Origin of the sequence: Streptomyces sp. NPDC007157 (assembly GCF_040634235.1) — a bacterium.
In the GTDB taxonomy this organism is placed as follows: domain Bacteria; phylum Actinomycetota; class Actinomycetes; order Streptomycetales; family Streptomycetaceae; genus Streptomyces.
Map to the genome: position 1 here is coordinate 84,418 of NZ_JBEYFE010000026.1, position 19,516 is coordinate 103,933.

10 protein-coding genes and 1 tRNA gene are annotated in these 19,516 nt (G+C 73.1%); 1 reads left to right on the forward strand and 10 read right to left on the reverse strand.

Annotated elements, in window-relative coordinates; translation table 11 throughout:
* On the forward strand, positions 1–1,689 hold the full coding sequence (locus tag ABZ642_RS36145) for a bifunctional 3'-5' exonuclease/DNA polymerase (RefSeq protein ID WP_360492306.1): 1,689 nt from the start codon (positions 1–3) through the stop codon (positions 1,687–1,689).
* Here the strand turns inward: ABZ642_RS36145 and ABZ642_RS36150 are convergent, their stop codons facing one another.
* The 10 genes from ABZ642_RS36150 to ABZ642_RS36195 all read right to left on the reverse strand — a co-directional run bounded on the left by ABZ642_RS36150 (position 1,690) and on the right by ABZ642_RS36195 (position 19,486).
* Positions 1,690–5,043, reverse strand: coding sequence for a BTAD domain-containing putative transcriptional regulator (locus ABZ642_RS36150; protein ID WP_360492309.1), 3,354 nt, complete (start codon positions 5,041–5,043; stop codon positions 1,690–1,692).
* Between the two features lie 401 nt (positions 5,044–5,444).
* Entirely contained in the window at positions 5,445–6,338 is an 894-nt protein-coding gene (locus ABZ642_RS36155; protein ID WP_360492313.1) for a glycosyltransferase, read from the reverse strand.
* 248 nt (positions 6,339–6,586) lie between these two features.
* Complete coding sequence (locus tag ABZ642_RS36160) at positions 6,587–6,886, reverse strand: hypothetical protein (RefSeq protein ID WP_360492316.1); 300 nt, start codon at positions 6,884–6,886, stop codon at positions 6,587–6,589.
* Between the two features lie 467 nt (positions 6,887–7,353).
* A tRNA-Thr gene (locus ABZ642_RS36165) sits at positions 7,354–7,430 on the reverse strand.
* Positions 7,431–7,536: 106 nt separating this feature from the next.
* Entirely contained in the window at positions 7,537–9,138 is a 1,602-nt protein-coding gene (locus ABZ642_RS36170) for an alpha/beta hydrolase (protein WP_360492319.1), read from the reverse strand.
* A gap of 127 nt (positions 9,139–9,265) precedes the next feature.
* Complete coding sequence (locus tag ABZ642_RS36175) at positions 9,266–10,471, reverse strand: DNA polymerase III subunit delta' (protein ID WP_360492322.1); 1,206 nt, start codon at positions 10,469–10,471, stop codon at positions 9,266–9,268.
* A gap of 215 nt (positions 10,472–10,686) precedes the next feature.
* Entirely contained in the window at positions 10,687–13,968 is a 3,282-nt protein-coding gene (tmk, locus tag ABZ642_RS36180; RefSeq protein WP_360492325.1) for a dTMP kinase, read from the reverse strand.
* A 180-nt stretch (positions 13,969–14,148) separates the two neighbouring features.
* Complete coding sequence (topA, locus tag ABZ642_RS36185) at positions 14,149–16,971, reverse strand: type I DNA topoisomerase (RefSeq protein ID WP_360492328.1); 2,823 nt, start codon at positions 16,969–16,971, stop codon at positions 14,149–14,151.
* A 255-nt stretch (positions 16,972–17,226) separates the two neighbouring features.
* The gene (locus ABZ642_RS36190) at positions 17,227–17,424 is read right to left on the reverse strand and encodes a hypothetical protein (protein WP_360492331.1); all 198 of its coding nucleotides are present in this window, start codon (positions 17,422–17,424) and stop codon (positions 17,227–17,229) included.
* A gap of 532 nt (positions 17,425–17,956) precedes the next feature.
* A complete protein-coding gene (locus tag ABZ642_RS36195) occupies positions 17,957–19,486 on the reverse strand; it encodes a class I SAM-dependent methyltransferase (protein WP_360492334.1) in 1,530 nt (509 codons plus the stop codon).
* Positions 19,487–19,516 lie beyond the last annotated feature (30 nt).

A 19,516-nucleotide genomic window follows, 5' to 3' on the forward strand; every position in this document is an offset into this window, starting at 1 on the left:
ATGACCGACCGGTGGGCTCTCGCTCCGGCCGAGGACGGTGGCGTGGATGTCGCCCCCCTCGGCCCGGACGGGCTGCCCGCCGGGCCGGTGCGGCGGGAGTCCGATCTCGCCGGGGCGGTCAGGGGCCGCCCGGAGGTCACGCGCTGGGTGTGGCGGTCGACCGCCGAGGTCTACCCGCGTCTGCTCGCCACGGGGGTGCGAGTAGAGCGGTGCTACGACATCGAGGACGCCGAGACACTCCTGCTGGGCCACGAGGGACGGTCCGGTGAGCCGCACTCGGCCGCCGCCGCCCTGGCCCGCCTCCGCGGCGGCCCCGTACCACCCGATCCACCACAGCGCTCGGCCGAACCGGGCGCGCAGTCCCCGCTGTTCGAGCCGCAGGGCGCCGCCCGCCTGACGCTCGACGAACTGCTCGCGGTCTACGCGGAGCAGCAGCGCCGGCACGACCGGACCGAGCACCCGGACCGGATGCGGCTGCTGACGGCCGCGGAGTCGGCGGGCATGCTGGTCGCCGCCGAGATGAACCGCGCGGGTCTGCCCTGGAGCGCCGAGGTCCACCGCGAGATGCTGCGCGAACTGCTCGGCGAGCGGTACGCGGGCGGCGGCGAACCCCGTCGGCTGGCCGAGCTGGCGGACGAGGTGTCGGCCGCGTTCGGCAGGCGGGTCCGCCCGGATCTGCCCGCCGATGTGATCAAGGCCTTCGCCCAGGCCGGGATCAAGGTGAAGTCCACCCGCCGCTGGGAGCTCTCCGAGATCGACCACCCGGCGGTGAAACCGCTCCTCGAATACAAGAAGCTGTACCGCATCTGGGTGGCGCACGGCTGGACCTGGCTCCAGGACTGGGTGCGCGACGGCCGGTTCCGGCCCGAGTTCCAGGCGGGCGGCACGGTCACCGGGCGCTGGGTGACCAACGGCGGGGGCGCGCTGCAGATCCCCAAGGTGATCCGGCGGGCCGCGGTCGCCGACCCCGGCTGGCGGCTGGTCGTCGCCGACGCCGACCAGATGGAGCCGCGCGTGCTCGCGGCGATCTCCCGGGACCCCGGGCTGATGGAGGTCGCCGGGCGGGAGTCCGACCTCTACCAGTCCGTCTCCGACCGCGCCTTCTCCGGCGACCGCGGACAGGCCAAGCTCGCCGTCCTGGGCGCGGTCTACGGCCAGACCTCCGGGGACGGCCTGAAGAACCTGGCCGCGCTCAGACGCCGTTTCCCCAAGGCGGTGGCCTATGTCGACGACGCGGCGCGGGCCGGCGAGGAGGGCCGGCTGGTGCGGACCTGGCTGGGCCGGACCTGTCCACCGGCGGCCGGTGCGGGCGACGGCGCGGAGGAGGCGGGCCTGCCCCAGCAGGTAGCGGAGGAGCCCACGGCCGAGGGCTGGGTGCCGGGCTACGCGTCCACCAACTCCCGTGCCAGAGGCCGTTTCGCGCGCAACTTCGTCGTTCAGGGCAGCGCCGCCGACTGGGCTCTGCTGATGCTCGCGGCGCTACGCCGGACCTGCGCGGACCTGGCGGCCGAGCTGGTCTTCTTCCAGCACGACGAGGTGATCGTGCACTGTCCCGAGGAGGAGACCGCAGCGGTCGTGGCGGCGATCCGGGAGGCGGCCGACCTGGCGGGACGGCTGACGTTCGGGGAGACGCCGGTCCGCTTCCCGTTCACGACCGCGGTGGTGGAGTGCTATGCCGACGCGAAGTGATCAGTCGGCGGCCGACAGCAGCTCGCGCAGCTCCACGAGGACGGCGGGCTCGTCGGTGCCGTCCAGGGCGGCCAGGGCGGCGCGCCAGACGTCGTACGCCTCGCTCGTGCGCCCCTGCTCGCGCAGGAGGAGACCGAGCTGGTGGCGGGCCAGACCGCCGCTGTAGCGGTCGGCGCGGGAGTCGGCGCGGCGCAGGAGTTCGACGCACTCGTGGTGGGCGCGGTCGGTGTGGCCGAGGCCGCGCAGGGCACGGACCAGACCGAGCCGGGTCTGGGACTCGCCGTGCCAGTCGCCGTGGTGGCCGAGGATGCGCAGACTCTCCTCGAAGTGCGGGGCGGCGGCAGCCGGTTCGCCCAGGGCGAGATGGGCGTAGCCGATGTTGCAGTGCGCCGAGTGCTGCACGATGACGGCGCCGATCGCGTCCCCGATCGCCAGCGAGCGCCGGTGCTGCTCGATGGCGGCGCGGGGGTCGGTGTGCTCGTAGAGGTTGCCGAGGTGGCTGTGGGTGACGGCCTCGCCGTAGGGGTCGTTGAGCTGCCGGGAGTACTCCAGGCTCTGCCGCAGCGCCTCGCCCGACTCGTCGTACCGTCCGAGCCCCTCCAGGAGCAGCCCCCGGTTGTTCAGGCAGCGCCGGATCCAGGACGCCACGTCCAGCCGCCGCCAGATGACGAGGGCCCGGTCGGTCAGGGCGAGGGCCTCCCGCTGGCGGCCGGTCAGGAAGTGCAGCCCGGCGAGGTCGCCCAGGGCGTAGGCCTCGGCGGGCTCGTCGTCCAGGCGCCGGGCGGCGGCCAGCCCGGCCGTGCCGAGCACCTCCATCTCGGCGACCCGCCCGCCGCGCAGGACATAGGGGAAGAGCAGCCGGACCAGCGTGGAGAGGTAGGCGCTGATGCGCGGGTCGGCCGTATCGGCGTACCGCTCCACCAGGGCGACGATGTTCTCCAGCTCCACATCGCCCCAGGCGAAGGCGTGCTCGGCGCACTCGAAAGGGGCCAAGGCGGCCGTGTACGGCTGGTGTTCGGCGGGCTGGGCGGCGGTGGGCCGGCGGCGGTCGCCCTGTTCGAGGCCGGGTTCGAGGATGGCGACCAGGGCGAGTTCGGCGACGGCGGCGAACCAGCGCAGGGCGGTGAGCACGGCCTCGGTGCGGTCGGTCCCCTCGGCCAACTCCCGTGCGAAGTCCCGTACCAGGTCGTGCGGGGTGTAGCGGCCGTAGGCGGTCTCCTCCAGGAGGGCCACCTCGACCAGCCGGTCCAGGGCGGCCTCGGCGCGGCGTGCGTCGAGGCCGGTGAGGCGGGCGATCAGCAGGGCGCCGTAGGTGGGCAGGTCGAGGGCGCCGATATGGCGCAGGGCGAGGGCGGCGTCGCGGTCGGGTGCCCGGTCGGAGGCGGCGAGGGCGTCATGGGCGACAGCGAGGGAGCGCCGGACGCTCAGGTCGTCGTACTCGAGGTGCTGCAACCTGCCCTCGGTGGCGGCGAGCTGACCGGCCAGCACCTCGGGGGTGAGCGCGCGGCGCGCGGCCAGCCGGGCGGCGACCACCCGCAGGGCGAGCGGCAGCCGGCCGGTGAGACCGACGAGCGGGTGACCGGCGTCGATCTCCGCCCGCCCGCTGACCGTGCGCAGCAGGGCGGCGCTGTCCTCGCCGGTCAGCGGCCCGAGCGGAAACCGGCGGGCGCCGTCGAGCGCGGTGAGCGGCGAACGGCTGGTGACGATCACCGCGCAGCCGGGGCCGCCGGGGAGCAGCGGCCGCACCTGCGCGGCGTTCGCGGCGTCGTCGAACAGCAGCAGGGTGCGGGTCGGCGCGAGCAGGGAGCGCAGCAACGCGGCTGCCGCGTCCGGGTGTTCGGGGATGTGCCGGGGGTCGGCGCCGAGGTCCCGCAACAGCGCGGCGAGCGCTTGGGCGGGGGCCAGCGGGGGCACGCCCGGGGTGGCGCCGTGCAGGTTGACGTAGAGCTGGCCGTCAGGGAAACGGTCCCGCAGGTGGTGGGCGACATGCAGCGCGAGCGCGCTCTTGCCGACACCGGCCATACCGCTGACGACGGCGACGGCCGGGCCGGCCGCGGCGGCGAGGGCACCGCCCAGCTCGTCACGGACGGCGGCGCGTCCGGTGAAGTAGGCCGGGGACGGGGGAAGTTGGGCGGGCCGGGGCGCCGGGGAGTCGCCGCGCGTAGAACCGGGACCGGCGGGCCGCTCCGCATCCGGTTCGCACACCGCCCCGGCGTCAGCGCCCTCGTCTGCCGGCCGACGGTCCGCCGACGCGCCCGTCAGGGGCGCGGGGACCTGCGCGACCAGCCAGGACGCCCCCGCACCCGCCCCACCACCTTCACGCACCCCCTCGCGCGGCACCCCTTCGCGTGACACCCCCTCGCGTGGCATGCCCGCGTCCGACACCCGCGCGTCCAGCCCACCCCTGTCGGCCACACCGTTGCCCCGCGCACCCTCGTCGGCCCCACCGTTGCCCGGCATGCCCTCGTCGGCCCCACCGTTGCCCCGCACACCCCCGTCGACCCCGCCGCTACGCCGCACACCCCCGTCGGCCACACCTTTGCCCCGCGCGCCCTCGTATGACCCGCCGCCGGTCTCCCCCGCCCCGCCGCTGCCCCGCAGCACCTGCACATGGGCCTCGCGTACCGCTGCTCCCGGCTCGACGCCGAGTTCCTCGATCAGGCGGTGACGCAGGTCGCGGTGGACGGCGAGGGCCTCGGCCTGGCGGCCGGTGCGGTGGAGGGCGAGCATCAGCTGGCGGTGGTAGGCCTCACGGAACGGGTACTCCGCGACCAGCGCCGCCAACTCCGGCACGACACCGCCCAGCCGCGGCCCGCCGAGGGCGAGTTCCGCGTCGTAACGCCACTCCAGCAGGAGCAGCCGGGCCTCCTCCAGGCGCTGCACGAAGGCGTAGCCGCCGAAGTCGGCGGGGAGGCCGCAGAGCGGGCTGCCGCGCCAGAGCGCGAGCGCCTCGGCGCACGCGCTGAGCACCGGCGCCCACTCCCGGCGCCCGTGCGCCGCGCGCGCCTGTGCCACCCGCGCGTCGAACACCTCGACGTCCAGCTCACCGTCGTCGACACGCAGCAGATACCCGGGCGGTACCGCGCGCAGCCGTTCCGGGTCGTCGAGGAGCCGGCGCAGCCGGGTGACGTGGTTGTGCAGCGAGGCCTGCGCGGACACCGGGGGCGCCCCGCCCCACAGCGCGTCCTTGACCGAGTCGACGGAGACGATCCGCCCGGCCTCCAGGAGCAGCGCGGCGAGCAGTGCGCGCACCTTCGGGCTGCCGATGGGCCGGACGTCGCCGCCGGGGAGATAGAGCACCGGAGCTCCCAGCAGTCCGAACCGCAGCTCGTACCGCCGCATCACTCCGCCCATCGCCTTCCCGTACGGTCGTGGCCGACCGCGCTGCACGGCGGGGATGCCCGCCGGTACCTGGCTCCTGGCGGAATTCGATCCCGTCGAGGACGAGTTCCCGCCACCTTCTCCGTGCCGTCGGGGCCGGAAATCCGCAGGGTTTCCGGCCTGTTCCCGGAGTCGTACGACGCCTTCACGCCAACCGGAAGGCGGCCTCCGGGAGAACCGCTGGCCATATGTTAGCGATCCGTTGGCGAGCCCTGATGTGATCTTCGCATCGGATCAGGCCCGACGGCGCGCGTGTACAACGCGCAGCTCGGGGGAGTGTCGCCGCAGGCCTGGATCCGGGGACGCGAGAGGGTCCCGGTCGGCGGAGGTGAACGACCGGGACCCTCGTCGCGTTTCCGGCACGGTCGCCGGGCTCAGATGACGGGCGGGCGACCCAGCCGGGTGAGCCGCCAGACCGTGCGCCAGCGCATCGGCCGGCGCTCACCGGCAGGTTCGCGCATCCCCTCCACGAAGCCCCCGAACCAGGCCCGCAGCCCGCCGGTCGAACGGGTCCGCAGGAGGGTGATCAGCGTCCACACGGCCAGGTGCACCGGGATCAGCGGCAGGGGCAGCCGACGGCGGGTCAGCCAGACCCGGTTGCGGGCGGTCACCCGGAAGTAGACGGCGTGCCGGGCCGGCGAGGTCCGGGGGTGCTGAAGGAGCAGCTCGGGCGCGTAGAGGATCTTCCAGCCGGCGTCGGCGGCCCGCCAGGCCAGGTCCGTCTCCTCGTGCGCGAAGAAGAACTCGGCGGGCCAGTCGCCGGTCTCCGAGAGCATGCCCATGTGCAGGGCGTGCCCGCCGCCGAGGAACCCGGTGACGTAACCGCCGCGCATCGGGTCGGCGTTGCCGACACGGGGCACGTGCCGCTGCTGGGTCTCGCCCTGTTCGTCCGCGATGCGGAAGCCGACGATGCCGAGGCGGGGATCGGCGGCGAACAGATCCCGGACCTGCCGGAACACCTCGACGTCGACGAGCACCCCGTCGTCGTCCAGTTCGACGACGACGTCCACGTCGCCGTACGCGCGCAGCCGGGCGAGGGCGATGTTGCGGCCGCCGGGGCAGCCGAGGTTGTCCTCGAGCTCGACGGTGGTGACCTCGCCGGGCAGGTCGAGGCGGCGGGCGAACTCGGGAAGCCGGCAGCCGTTGCCGACGACCACGATGCGGTCGGGGGTGAGGTCCTGCTTGGCGACGGACCTGAGCAGGGCGTCGACTTCGTCGGGCCGGTTCCCCATGGTCACCACGGCTACCGCGAGCCTCGGCTGCGCCATGCACTCACCCCGTCCGGCCGACGGCGGTGCCCGCGCCTGACCGAGGGACACTCACCGTTCACCAGGATGTTGCCCCAGATACCCCAAAGCTCCGGGCATGGGCCCACTTTGTGTCGGCTTTGACAATGATTTGATCGACTATTTCCACCGACCATAAGTTCCCCCGCCCGAAAGCCCTCCCCTTCATCCGATTCGCCTACCGGAACAAGGGGATCCGCGCTCCCCGCCGGGAAGGGGACGTGACGATGTCACGCAAGGCACGGCATCCCCGCACATGACGCCATGTCGGCACCGCGCATGACGCCATGCCGGCGCGGGCCTGACGGCACGTCATCGCAGGGCACGAACGACAGGGCATGAACGAGCAGGACATGAACGGGGACGGACCATGCGAAGACATCTGCGTCGGTTACGACCAGCAGCATCGTCGGAGAGTCGGCGAGGCCGCCGACGAGCGAGGAGACGGTCAGAACGACCTGACGGCCTGCCATGCGGACACTGGTCGACGTCGCGGCCTCGGTGGTCGTGGCGGTATCAGCGGTAGTCATCCGTCCCAGCCTCTGCCGCCCGCCGCCGCCCAGCCAGATCCCTCTTGACGGCACTCCTGCGGGGACTGTCGCTGACAGTGCCACCCTCGGCGCACCCTCGCACCGCACCCCGATCCCGTCGGCGGCCGGCCCCGCAGCGCCTGCCGGGGCAAACCACGACGGTGTCCGAGCCGACGGTCAGTGCGGCTTACCGCGTCCGGGCCCCACCCCCCCCCCCGTGCAGCCACAGCACAGCGCCCGTCCCGGCGCCGTGACGCGCGTTGCCCGCTGCCCTTCTCGCCCGCCACAAGACCTCGGTGGCGACATCATGACTCACCGCAAAAAGCCCAGGTCACATACCTGGACCATCGAGTTCCCATGCGCACCCGCTGCGCTCCCTCACCCGGGCGGCCGCCCCAAAAGCTGACCAACCATCAGGGGATGACGAAAAAAGACCAGGTCAGATGGGTATCTGACCTGGTCATGAGTGGAGCCGCCTTCGGGATTCGAACCCGAGACCTACGCATTACGAGTGCGTTGCTCTGGCCATCTGAGCTAAGGCGGCGCGTCGCCCGCACTATGGTGCGATCGGCGACGTCGGTAAGTCTACACAGTTTCCGGGGGTGCTCGGGACACGCCCCGGCAGCATGGCTCCCAGGGCGTGCGCAGGGCTATGAGCAGCGCTTTCCGTTCGCCGGCGGGGTGCCCTTGAGGAGGTAGGCGTCGATCGCCGAGTCGATGCAGGTGCTGCCCCGGCCGTAGGCGGTGTGGCCGTCGCCGACGTAGGTGAGGAGCCGGGCCGAGGTGAGCTGGCGGGCCAGGGACTGCGCCCAGGGGTACGGCGTCGCCGGGTCACGGGTGGTGCCGACCACGACGATCGGGGCGGCGCCCTTCGCCTCGATGCGGTGCGGCTCCCCCGTCGCCCTCACCGGCCAGTACGCGCAGTTCAGCGAGGCCCACGCCAGGTTGGCCCCGAACACCGGCGACGCCTTCTCGAACTCGGGCAGCGCCTTCTCGACCTGCTCGGGGCCGGTGAAGGCGGGCGGCAGGTCCAGGCAGTTCACCGCGGCGTTGGCGAACATCAGGTTCGAGTAACGGCCGTCGGATTCACGCTCGTAGTAGCTGTCGGAGAGCGCGAGCAGGCCCGCGCCGTCGTTCTCCTTCATCGCCGCGTGCAGCGCCTCGCGTAGCTGTTCCCACTCCGCCTGGTCGTACATCGCCGCGATCACACCGGTCGTGCCGAGGGACTCGGTGAGTTTGCGGCCGTCCGCGTCGCCGGTCGGGATCGGGTGCGCGTCGAGCTTCCGGAAGAACGTACTGAGGTTGTCCGCGATCTGCGTCGGCGAGCTGCCCTTCGCGCCCAGCGGGCAGTCCGTGCGCTTCGCGCAGTCCTTCGCGAACGACTGGAACGCCGTCTCGAACCCCGCCGTCTGCTCCAGATTCATCTGGAGCGCGGACAGGGAGGGGTCCATCGCGCCGTCCAGGACCATCCGCCCGACCCGCTCCGGGAACAGCCCCGCGTAGGTTGCGCCGAGGAACGTGCCGTACGACGCCCCCACGTAGTTCAGTTTCGGGTCGCCGAGCACCGCCCGCAGGATGTCCATGTCGCGCGCCGAGTCGGCGGTGGAGACATGGCGCAGCAGCTCCGCCGAGTGCGTCCCGCACGCCTCCGCGAACTTCTTGTACTCCCCGACCAGTTCGTCCGTCTCCTTCCGGTCGTCGGGCGTCACGTCGGTCTCGGTGTACGTGTCCATCTGCGGTCCGTCGAGGCACTCGACGGGCTCACTGCGGGCGACCCCGCGCGGGTCCATCGCGACCATGTCGTAGCGCGCCCGCACCTCGGAGGGGTAGCCGATGCCGGCGTACTGCTGGAGGTAGTCCACCGCCGAGCCGCCCGGGCCGCCCGGGTTGACCAGCAGCGAACCGAGCGGCTTGGCCTTGCCGGTCGCCTTCTTCCGGGCGACCGCCAGCCGCACGTCACCCGCGCCGGGCTTGGCGTAGTCGAGCGGGGCCTTCATCGTCGCGCACTGGAAGCCGGGGACGCCGCAGCTGCGCCAGCTGAGCTTCTGGTCGTAGTACGGCGCCAGCGCGGACGGGGTCGAGCGGGGCAGCGCGGCCAGCTGGGCGATGCCGGCCGAGGCCGATGTCGACGCGCTTTGCGGGGAGGAGCACGCGGAGACGAGCAGGGCGGCGGCCGACAGCAGAGCAGCCGCGGTCAGGGCGCTGGTGCGAGTCCGGGTCCGGGTACGGCGGAGGGTTCGCCTGGTGTGCATCAATCGAGCGTAACGCTGAGAGATGATCTCCGTGCGGTGCGTGTTGACTGTGGCTCGTACGGGTGACCCCGGTCAACCACGGGCCGTCTGCCCCGCTGCCCGGTCGACCACCGGCCGCCTCCCCGGCTCAGCCCGCTCTGAGCGCCATCGTCATCGCCTCCACCGCGAGCAGCGGCGCCACATTGCGGTCGAGTGCGTCCCGGCAGGCGGCGATCGCCTCGATCCGGCGCAGCGTGGACTCGGGCGAGCCGGCCCGGGCCAGCCGGTCCAGGGCGTCCTCGGCGTCCCCGTTGGCGATCGCGACCCTGGAACCCAGCTGGAGGGCGAGAACGTCGCGGTAGAAGCCGGTGAGGTCGGTGAGGGCGACGTCGAGGCTGTCCCGCTGGGTTCGGGTACGACGGCGCTTCTGCATGTCCTCCAGGTCCTTCATCACACCCGCCGTGCCACGCGGCAGCCGCCCGCCCTCGGCCGCGCCGAGCGCCGCCTTCAGCTCCTCGGTCTCCTTGCCGTCCATCTCCTCGGCGAGCTGCTTGGCGTCCTCGGCCGCCGCGTCCACCAGCTCCTGGGCGGCCTTCAGACACGCGCCGATCTCGTCCAGCCGCAGCGGCAGCTTCAGCACGGCGGCACGGCGCGCACGGGCGGCCGGGTCGGTGGCCAGCCGGCGGGCCCGGTCGACATGCCCCTGGGTGGCCCGGGCAGCCGCCTCGGCCGCCTCGGGCTCGATGCCCTCGCGCCGTACGAGCATGTCGGCGACCGCCTGCACCGAGGGGGTGCTGAGATTCAGGTGGCGGCAGCGGGAGCGGATCGTGGGCAGCACGTCCTCGATCGACGGCGCGCACAGCAGCCAGACCGTGCGGGGGGCGGGCTCCTCGACGGCCTTGAGGACGGCGTTGGCCGACTTCTCGTTCAGCCGCTCGGCGTCCTCGACGAGGATGATCTGCCAGCGGCCGGTAGCCGGGGACGTGTAGGACTTGCGGACCGTGTCGCGCATGTCCTTGACCAGGATCTCCGCGCCGACGGCGGCGACCGAGGTGACATCCGCGTGGGTGCCGATCAGGGCGGTGTGACAGCCGTCGCAGAAGCCACAGCCGGGGACTCCGCCGAGGGCGCGGTCGGGGCTCACGCACTGGAGGGCGGCGGCGAAGGCCCGCGCCGTCTGGTTCCGGCCGGCACCGGGCGGGCCCGTGAACAGCCAGGCGTGCGTCATCTTCGACGTCTCCGGCAGCGGCTGGTCGGCCGCGGCGGCGGTGACCTGGGCGTCGGCGTCCCGGGCGGCGGCGGTGAGCACCTCGCTCACCCGCTCCTGCCCGACGAGGTCGTCCCATACGGTCATGGGTCACGCCGCCCTTCCGTGCGTCACGCGTCCTGATCCCTGATTCCGGATCCGGAGTCCACCGGTTCCGTGGCCTCGCCCTCCATTGTGCGGGCGCCCACTGACAACGGGTCCCGCACCGGCAGGTCCCGCACCGACGGCAACGGGGGCGGCACCGGTCGGCACCCCGACCCGCACCGCCCCCGTACGAGCGCTTTCCGGCCCCCGGGGCCGGGTCAGCCGCGCCGCCCGCGACCCCGGCGGCCCCGCTCGTCGTCGGACTCCTCGTCCTCGTACGACCCCAGCAGCTCGTCCGCCAGCGACGGCAGGTCGTCCAGCGGGGTCTCCTCGGCCCAGTCGGGCCGGGGGCGCTGCCGCCGGGCCGTACCGTCGTCGCCGACCTGCGGCAGCTCGCGCGTACGGCCCTCGGAGCCGTCGGGGTTCCCGCCCGACCGCTCGTCCCGGAAGAAGCCGGGCGGCACCCGGTCCGCCGGGGCGTCGGCGGGAGCGGTGGCGTCGTCGCGCACCGGAGGCAGTACGGCGGTCTCGTCGGTCGCGCGCACCGAAGGCAGCACGGCCGTCTCGTCCGCGGCGCCGGGCACCACAGCGGGCAGTACCGCCGTCTCGTCCGCGGTCCCCGGCACCACCGGAGACAGCACCGCCGTCTCGTCGGACGCCCCCGCCGGCGGCTGCGGCAGCTGCGCCGTCACCTCGGACTCGGACTCCCGGGCCGGGGGTTCGCGGTCCGCACGCACGGGGCGCAGCACCGCCGTCTCGTCCACCGCGCGCCTCGGCGCCGCCGGCGGTTGGTCGTCCGGCCGCACCACCGGCGTCGGCGTGGTCGTCGCCTCCGGAGTCACCCCGGGCGCGGTCGGCCGCGGCGCGGACGACTCCCGGGCGGCCACGTCGGCCGCGGCCGCCGCCTCCGCCGCGGCACGCCGCGCCTGCTCGGCCTTGAGCAGGGCCTCCTCGGCCTTGCGCTGCTTCTCCAGGCGCCGTTCCTCGGCCTCGGCGTGCAGCCGGGCCTCCTCCTCGGCCTGCTGGCGGCGCCGCTCCTCCTCGGCGCGGCGACGGGCCTCCGCCTCCGCGCGGGCCTTCTCCTCGGCGAGCAGCCGGGCCTGCTCCTCCTCGGCGCGGCGACGGGCCTCCTCGGCACGCAGCCGGGCCTCCTCCGCCTGCCGTTCGGCCTCGCGGCGCTGCGCCTCCTCCAGCTCGCGGCGCTTGCGCTCCTCCTCCTCGGCGCGGAGCTTGGCGAGCTGCTCCTGGCGCTCCCGCTCCAGGCGCTCCTCCTCGGCCTTGCGCGCGGCCTCTTCCTCGGCCTTGCGGCGGGCCTCCTCCTCGGCGGCCTTGCGAGCCTCCTCGGCGGCCTTGATCTCGGCCTCGGACAGCGGCAGCACGGTGTCGAGCCGGGCCCTGATGACGGTGGTCACCGACTCGGGCTCCTGGCCGGCGTCGACGACCAGGTAGCGGCCGGGGTCGGAGGCGGCCAGGGTCAGGAAACCGGCCCGCACGCGCGCGTGGAACTCGGCGGGCTCCGACTCCAGCCGGTCGGGTGCCTCGGTGAACCGCTCGCGGGCGGTCTCCGGCTCCACGTCCAGCAGGACCGTCAGATGCGGGACCAGTCCGGCGGTCGCCCAGCGGTTGATGCGGGCGACCTCGGTCGGGGACAGGTCGCGACCGGCGCCCTGGTAGGCGACCGAGGAGTCGATGTACCGGTCGGAGATGACGACCGCACCGCGGTCCAGGGCGGGCCGGACGACGGTGTCGACGTGCTCCGCGCGGTCGGCGGCGTACAGCAGCGCCTCCGCACGGTGCGACAGACCGGCGGACGAGACGTCGAGCAGGATCGAGCGCAGCCGCTTGCCGACCGGGGTGGCGCCGGGCTCGCGGGTGAGGACGACCTCGTGCCCCTTGGCGCGGATCCACTCGGCGAGAGCCTCGGCCTGGGTGGACTTCCCGGCGCCGTCGCCGCCCTCCAGGGCGATGAAGAAACCGTTGGTCGTGGGCGCCTGCGCCGGGTCGTCGCCGCCGAGCAGCGCGTCCCGCAGATCGTGGCGGAGCGGTACACCCGCGCGGTCGTCGACCTTGGCGAGGACCAGCGCGGCCACCGGCAGCAGCAGCGCGCCGACCAGCATCAGGGTGAACGCGGCGCCGCCGTGCGCGAACACGAACTTGCCGTTCTCCAGCCGGTGCGGCCCGATCAGCGCGGCCACCAGGGGCGCGATCACCGCGCCGAGCGCTATGGCGACCCTGACCACCGCGTGCAGATGCTCGGTGGTGCGGGCCTTGCGGTAGTCCTCGGTCTCCTGGTCGAGCAGGGTGTGCCCGGTGTTGGCGGCCACGCCCGCGCCGACGCCGGCCAGCGCGACGATCAGCAGCACGGTGGTGACGTCCGGGACCAGGCCGCCGGCCAGCAGCGCGATACCGGTGAAGGCGATCGCCAGCGACAGCAGCCGACGGCGGGAGAGCGTCGGCAGCAGCGCGGGCGCCGTACGGATGCCGACGGCGACCCCGCCGGTCAGCGCGAGCACCAGCAGGCCGTACAGCACCGGGCCGCCGCCCAGGTCCTTGGCGTGCAGCACGGAGACGGCGACCGCGGCGGAGATGGCACCGGCGACGGCGGCGCAGGCCGTCACCAGCAGCGGGATGGCGCCGGTACGGCCCCGGTCGGCGCCTGCGCCGGCCTTGGGTCGACGCAGGCCCTCCAGCGGCGACCGCGCGCGCGGGGTGCGCGTGCCGGGCACCTCCAGGTAGATCAGCACCGAGAGGGAGGCGGCGAACAGACCCGCCGCCAGGTACGACCCGAGGGCCGCCTGGTGCTGGGCGAACCACTCGATGCCCGTGCCCAGCAGGTTGTTGACCAGGGAGGCGACGACGAGTGCGGCGGCCGCGAGCGGGACGGCCAGGAAGGTCGTCCGCAGCGCCAGGCGGCGCAGTGCGTCCTGGTGGTCCGGCAGCGGTCGTACCGTGGCGCCCTCCAGGGGCGGGGCGGGCAGCAGCGCGGGGGCCGCGCTCTCCCGGCAGACCGTCCAGAAGCGCTCGGCGACTCCGGTGACGAAGGCCGTGACCAGCAGCACCGCCGGGGCGTTCTCCGGTGTCCAGTCGATCCACAGGGGCGCGATGATCAGCAGGGCGGCACGCAGGCCGTCGGCGCCGACCATGGTCCAGCGGCGGTCCAGCGGGCCGTCCTGAGCGGTCAGCGTGGTCAGCGGGCCCAGCAGGACCGCGCCGAAGAGCAGGGTGGCCAGAATGCGCACGGCGAAGACGATCGCCACCGCGAACGCCACACCGCGGTAGCCGCCGCCGAACGAACCCTGCGCGATCGCCGCTTGAAGCGTGAGCACGACAAGCACGAGAAGCGCCAGCGTGTCACCCACACCGCTGACTAGCTGGGCGCTCCACAACCGCCTCAGCTCGGGTCGGCGCAGCAGCGAGCGGACGGCGCGTTCGCGGGAATCCGCTACCAGTGCGTCGTCCGGTTCTGTCTGGGGGGCCGTTGGCTGCTCGGCTGGCGTCATGCTTTCAGCCTATCGGCAGCCGCCGACAGCCTGCCGCGACCGTCCACAGGTACGCACACCCCGACACCAAGTTGATGCCGGGGCGTTCGCATTGCGAAGGCGGTGTGAACCGGTGTGGCCGATATGGACCGACCTGGCCGATATGAACCAGCACAACCGGTATGAGTACCTGAGGGTGGCTCAGTCCTCCGCGGCCGCCTTGGAAGCCGTCGCCTTCTTGGCCGCCGTCTTCTTCGCGGCCGTCGTCGTCTTGGCGGCGGTCTTCTTGGCAGCCGCCTTCTTCGCGGGCGCGGCCTTCTTGGCGGCCGCCGTCTTCTTCGCGGGCGCCTTCTTCGCCGTCTTCTTGGCGGGCGCCTTGGCCCGCTTCTCGGCGAGCAGTTCGAAGCCGCGCTCCGGGGTGATCTCCTCGACGCTGTCGCCGGAGCGCAGGGTCGCGTTGGTCTCCCCGTCGGTGACGTACGGCCCAAAACGGCCGTCCTTCACCACGACCGGCTTCTCGCTGACCGGGTCCGTGCCCAGCTCCTTCAGCGGCGGCTTGGCGGCGGCCCGGCCCCGCTGCTTGGGCTGGGCGTAGATCGCCAGCGCCTCTTCGAGGGTGATCGTGAAGAGCTGGTCCTCGGAGGTGAGCGAACGCGAGTCCGTGCCCTTCTTCAGGTACGGCCCGTAGCGCCCGTTCTGAGCGGTGATCTCCTGGCCCTCGGCGTCGGCGCCGACGACACGCGGCAGCGACATCAGCTGGAGGGCGTCCGCCAGGGTGACCGTGTCCAGGGACATGGTCTTGAAGAGCGAGGCCGTGCGCGGCTTGACCGCGTTCTTGCCGGTCTTCGGGGTGCCCTCGGGGAGCACCTCGGTCACGTACGGGCCGTAACGGCCGTCACGGGCGATGATCTGGTGGCCCGTCTCCGGGTCCGCGCCCAGCTCGAAGTCGCCGCTCGGCTTGGCGAGCAGTTCCTCCGCGAGCTCGACGGAGAGCTCGTCGGGCGCCAGGTCCTCCGGCACGTCCGCGCGCTGGTGGCCCTCGGAGTCCTTCTCGCCGCGCTCGACGTAGGGACCGTAACGGCCGACCCGCAGCACGATGTCGTTGCCCACCGGGAACGACGACACCTCGCGCGCGTCGATCGCGCCCAGGTCGGTCACCAGCTCCTTGAGGCCGCCGAGGTGGTCGCCGTCGCCGTTGCCGGCGTCGGCCGCACCGCCCGTCGCCGCGCCTTCGCCGAAGTAGAAGCGCCGCAGCCACGGCACCGCCTGGGCCTGGCCGGCGGCGATGCGGTCGAGGTCGTCCTCCATCCTGGCGGTGAAGTCGTAGTCGACCAGCCGGCCGAAGTGCTTCTCCAGCAGGTTGACCACGGCGAAGGAGAGGAAGGACGGCACGAGGGCCGTGCCCTTCTTGAAGACATAGCCGCGGTCGAGGATCGTGCCGATGATCGACGCGTACGTCGACGGGCGGCCGATCTCGCGCTCTTCCAGCTCCTTGACCAGCGAGGCCTCGGTGTAGCGGGCCGGGGGCTTGGTGGAGTGCCCGTCGACCGTGATCTCCTCGGCGGAGAGCGCGTCGCCCTCGCCGACCTGGGGCAGCCGACGCTCGCGGTCGTCCAGCTCGGCGTTCGGGTCGTCGGCGCCCTCGACGTAGGCCTTGAGGAAGCCGTGGAAGGTGATCGTCTTGCCGGAGGCGCTGAACTCGACGTCCCGGCCGTCGGCGGCGGTGCCGGCGATCTTCACGGTGACGCTGTTGCCGGTCGCGTCCTTCATCTGGGACGCGACGGTCCGCTTCCAGATCAGCTCGTAGAGCTTGAACTGGTCGCCGGTCAGGCCGGTCTCCGCCGGGGTGCGGAAACGATCACCCGAGGGTCGGATCGCCTCGTGCGCCTCCTGGGCGTTCTTGACCTTCCCGGCGTACACGCGGGGGGACGGGGGCAGGTAGTCGGCACCGTACAACTGCGTGACCTGGGCCCGGGCGGCGGCGACGGCCGTGTCGCTCAGCGTCGTGGAGTCCGTACGCATGTAGGTGATGAAGCCGTTCTCGTACAGCTTCTGCGCGACCTGCATGGTGGCCTTGGCGCCGAAGCCGAGCTTGCGGCTGGCCTCCTGCTGGAGGGTCGTCGTACGGAACGGGGCGTACGGCGAGCGGCGGTACGGCTTGGACTCGACCGAGCGGACCGCGAACCGGGTGTTCTCCAGGGCGGCGGCGAGGGCGCGGGCGTTCGCCTCGTCGAGGTGGAGGATGTTGGCGCTCTTGAGCTGCCCGAGCGAGTCGAAGTCACGGCCCTGGGCGACGCGCCTGCCGTCGACGGCCTGCAGGCGGGCGACGAGCGACGACGGGTCCGACGGATCGCCGGCGCGGCCGGTCGCGAAGGTGCCCGTCAGGTCCCAGTAGTCGGCGGAACGGAACGCGATGCGGTCGCGTTCCCGCTCGACCACGAGCCGGGTCGCGACGGACTGGACACGGCCGGCCGACAGGCGCGGCATGACCTTCTTCCACAGGACCGGCGAGACCTCGTAGCCGTAGAGGCGGTCGAGGATACGGCGGGTCTCCTGGGCGTCGACCATGCGCTGGTTCAGATCGCGCGGGTTGGCGACGGCCTCGCGGATCGCGTCCTTGGTGATCTCGTGGAAGACCATCCGCTTGACCGGGACCTTGGGCTTGAGGACCTCCAGGAGGTGCCAGGCGATGGCCTCGCCCTCGCGGTCCTCATCGGTGGCGAGGAAGAGCTCGTCGGAGTCCTTCAGCAGGTCCTTGAGCTTCTTGACCTGCGCCCTCTTGTCGGCGTTGACGACATAGATCGGCTCGAAGTCGTGCTCGACGTCCACGCCGAGGCGCCGGACCTCGCCGGTGTACTTCTCGGGCACCTCCGCGGCGCCGTTGGGAAGGTCACGGATGTGCCCGACGCTCGCTTCGACGACGTATCCGGGGCCCAGATAGCCCTTGATCGTCTTCGCCTTGGCAGGCGACTCGACGATGACGAGTCGGCGGCCGCCCTGTGCGGTCTCGCTGGTCGGGGACAACTTCGCTCTTCTCTCCGGTCGACGCTGGGGCCTCCCCAGGCCTTGCTCCCGGGGTCGTGGCACGGGCACGGATGCCCGCTCACTTGGTGACGCTGCGGAGTGTGACGGTACATCCCGCCCCCGTGTCAAACGGGAAAAGCTCACAACGGCCACTCGAACGGTAACCCGACTACCGCCATTCCTGCCGCCCGGAGTCCCCGGCCGCCCTCTCGGCCCTGTCCGGAGCGTGATGCTCCGATTACCGGAACGACGTCCTCAGAGGCGGGTCAGGCAGTACGTACCGAGGCCCAGCGCGATCACCGCGGCGAGGCTCGCGAGGGCCACCGATGCGACCTGACTCACACCCTGGGCGACGGGTTCACCACGTCGGACCCGGATGCCGGTCCACACCAGCAGTGCGCCTCCGAACAGGGCGAACACCGCCCCCGCGAAGATCGCCGGTCCGTTCTCCATGACCCGCGCGCCCCTTCCCTGCCGTCCGCGACTGCCCAGCGCCGGGAGACTGACACGGACGGACGGCGGGCGGGAGGCCGGCGGGCGAAATCGAGGTGAACGGGACGACTTCCCATTCTCGAACATGCGACCGAATGGCTACGAGGCGAACATTCTCGCCACATTTTTCCGGCCCTTTTCTTTTCCCGGCGTGTCCGGGGGACGGCCGGAACGCCCGGGCAGCGCCCTGCCGAGGCCGACGCGTCCCGGGCGGGACGTCCCGGGCGAGGCGTCCCTGCGGGGGCGGGGCGGAGGACGGGGCGGGGTTCCTGCCGGGGCGGGGCGGACGGGGCGGGGCGGAGCAGGGCAGAGCAGCCGCGGCCGAGCAGGGGCGGCCGGGCAGGGGCGGCCGGGCAGGGGCGGCCGGGCAGACCAGGCGGGACAACCGGCTCGATGTGTCCCACGGATCGGTCGGCGGACCGGGCACGCCCCGTCGCGCAGCGGAACCCGCGCCCTCCGCGGGCGCGGCCTCCCGGTCCGCCCTCCCCGTTCGTCAGCTCGTCGGCTCCAGGAACCCCTGCTCCACCAGCAGCCGGATCTGCGCGGGCGTCCGGTCGCGCAGCAACACCGGGTCCTCGCCCATCAGCTGAGCGATGGCGTCGAGAATCCGGCCCGCGCTCAGCGAGCCGTCGCACACCCCTGCGAACCCGGCGCCCACCGTGTCCACCTTGGTCGCGCGGCGCATCCCGCGGTGCTGGCGCAGCACCACATGCTCCGGGTCCTCGGCGCCGGGCAGCCCGACCTGCTCCTGAACCACCTCGACGGCGAGCCTGAAGTGACCTTCGAGCAGATCCGCGTCGTCGTGCTCACGGAGATAGTCGAGGCGGTCGAAGTGCGCGCGGATCGTCTCACCGAGCGGCTGTTCGATCGGATGCGGCCACTCCTCCACCATGACCGAGGGCACGGCGGCCGCCGTCTTCCGCAGCGTGATCCAGCCGAATCCCACTCCCTTGACCTTGCGCGCCTCGAACTCGTCGAGCCACGCGTCGTACCGCGCCTGGTACTCCGCCGTGTCCCCGCGGTGGTCGCCCGAGTCCCGGAGCCACAGCTCGGCGTACTGGTTGACGTCCTGCACCTCGCGCTGCACGATCCACGCGTCGCAGCCGCGCGGCACCCATGACCTGACCCTGTCCTGCCAGTCCTCCCCCGCGACGTGCTGCCAGTTGGCGAGGAACTGCGCGAACCCGCCCTCGGCCAGCCGCTCCCCGGCCTGTTGAACGAGCGAGCGGCACAGATCGTCCCCGCTCATCCCGCCGTCCCGGTACGTCAGCCGGGCGCCCGGCGAGATCACGAACGGCGGGTTGGACACGATGAGGTCGTACAACTCCTCGTCCCTGAGCGGCTCGAACAGCGAGCCCTCGCGCAGGTCGGCCGCCGGGGCACCGGACAGCACCAGCGTGAGCGCCGTGATGTGCAGCGCGCGCGGGTTGAGGTCGGTCGCCGTCACGCGCGTGGCGTGCTGGGCGGCGTGCAGCGCCTGGATCCCGGAGCCGGTGCCGAGGTCGAGGGCGGCGGAGACGGGCGTACGCACGGTGATGCCGGCCAGCGTCGTGGACGCGCCGCCGACACCCAGGACGACACCCTCGTGGCGCTGCCCGATGCCGCCGGCACCGCCGACCGCGCAGCCGAGGTCGGAGACGATGAACCAGTCCTCGCCGTCGGGCCCGCTGTACGGCCGTACGTCCACGGTGGCCGCGACCTCATCGCCGCCCGCGCGGGTCAGCCAGCCGCTCTCCAGGAGGTCGTCCACGGGCAGCATGTCCGCCACGCGCGCGTGCGGTACGGGCTGCTGAAGCAGGAACAGCCGGACGAGGGTCTCCAGCGGTGTGTCCCCGCGGGTGGCCCGGAGCGCGGGCACCGTCTCGCTGCGGGCCAGCGCCGCGTACGCGGGCGCGCCGAGCAGTTCCAGGAGCCCGTCGGCGGTGAAGGAGGCGCCCAGCAGGGCGGTGCGCAGCCGGGCGGCGACGTCGGGGCGGTCGGAGGCGGGCAGGGTGGCGAGGCCGGAGTCAGTCACGCCCTCCATTGTGGCCCGCGCCCCCTTCCGACCACCGCC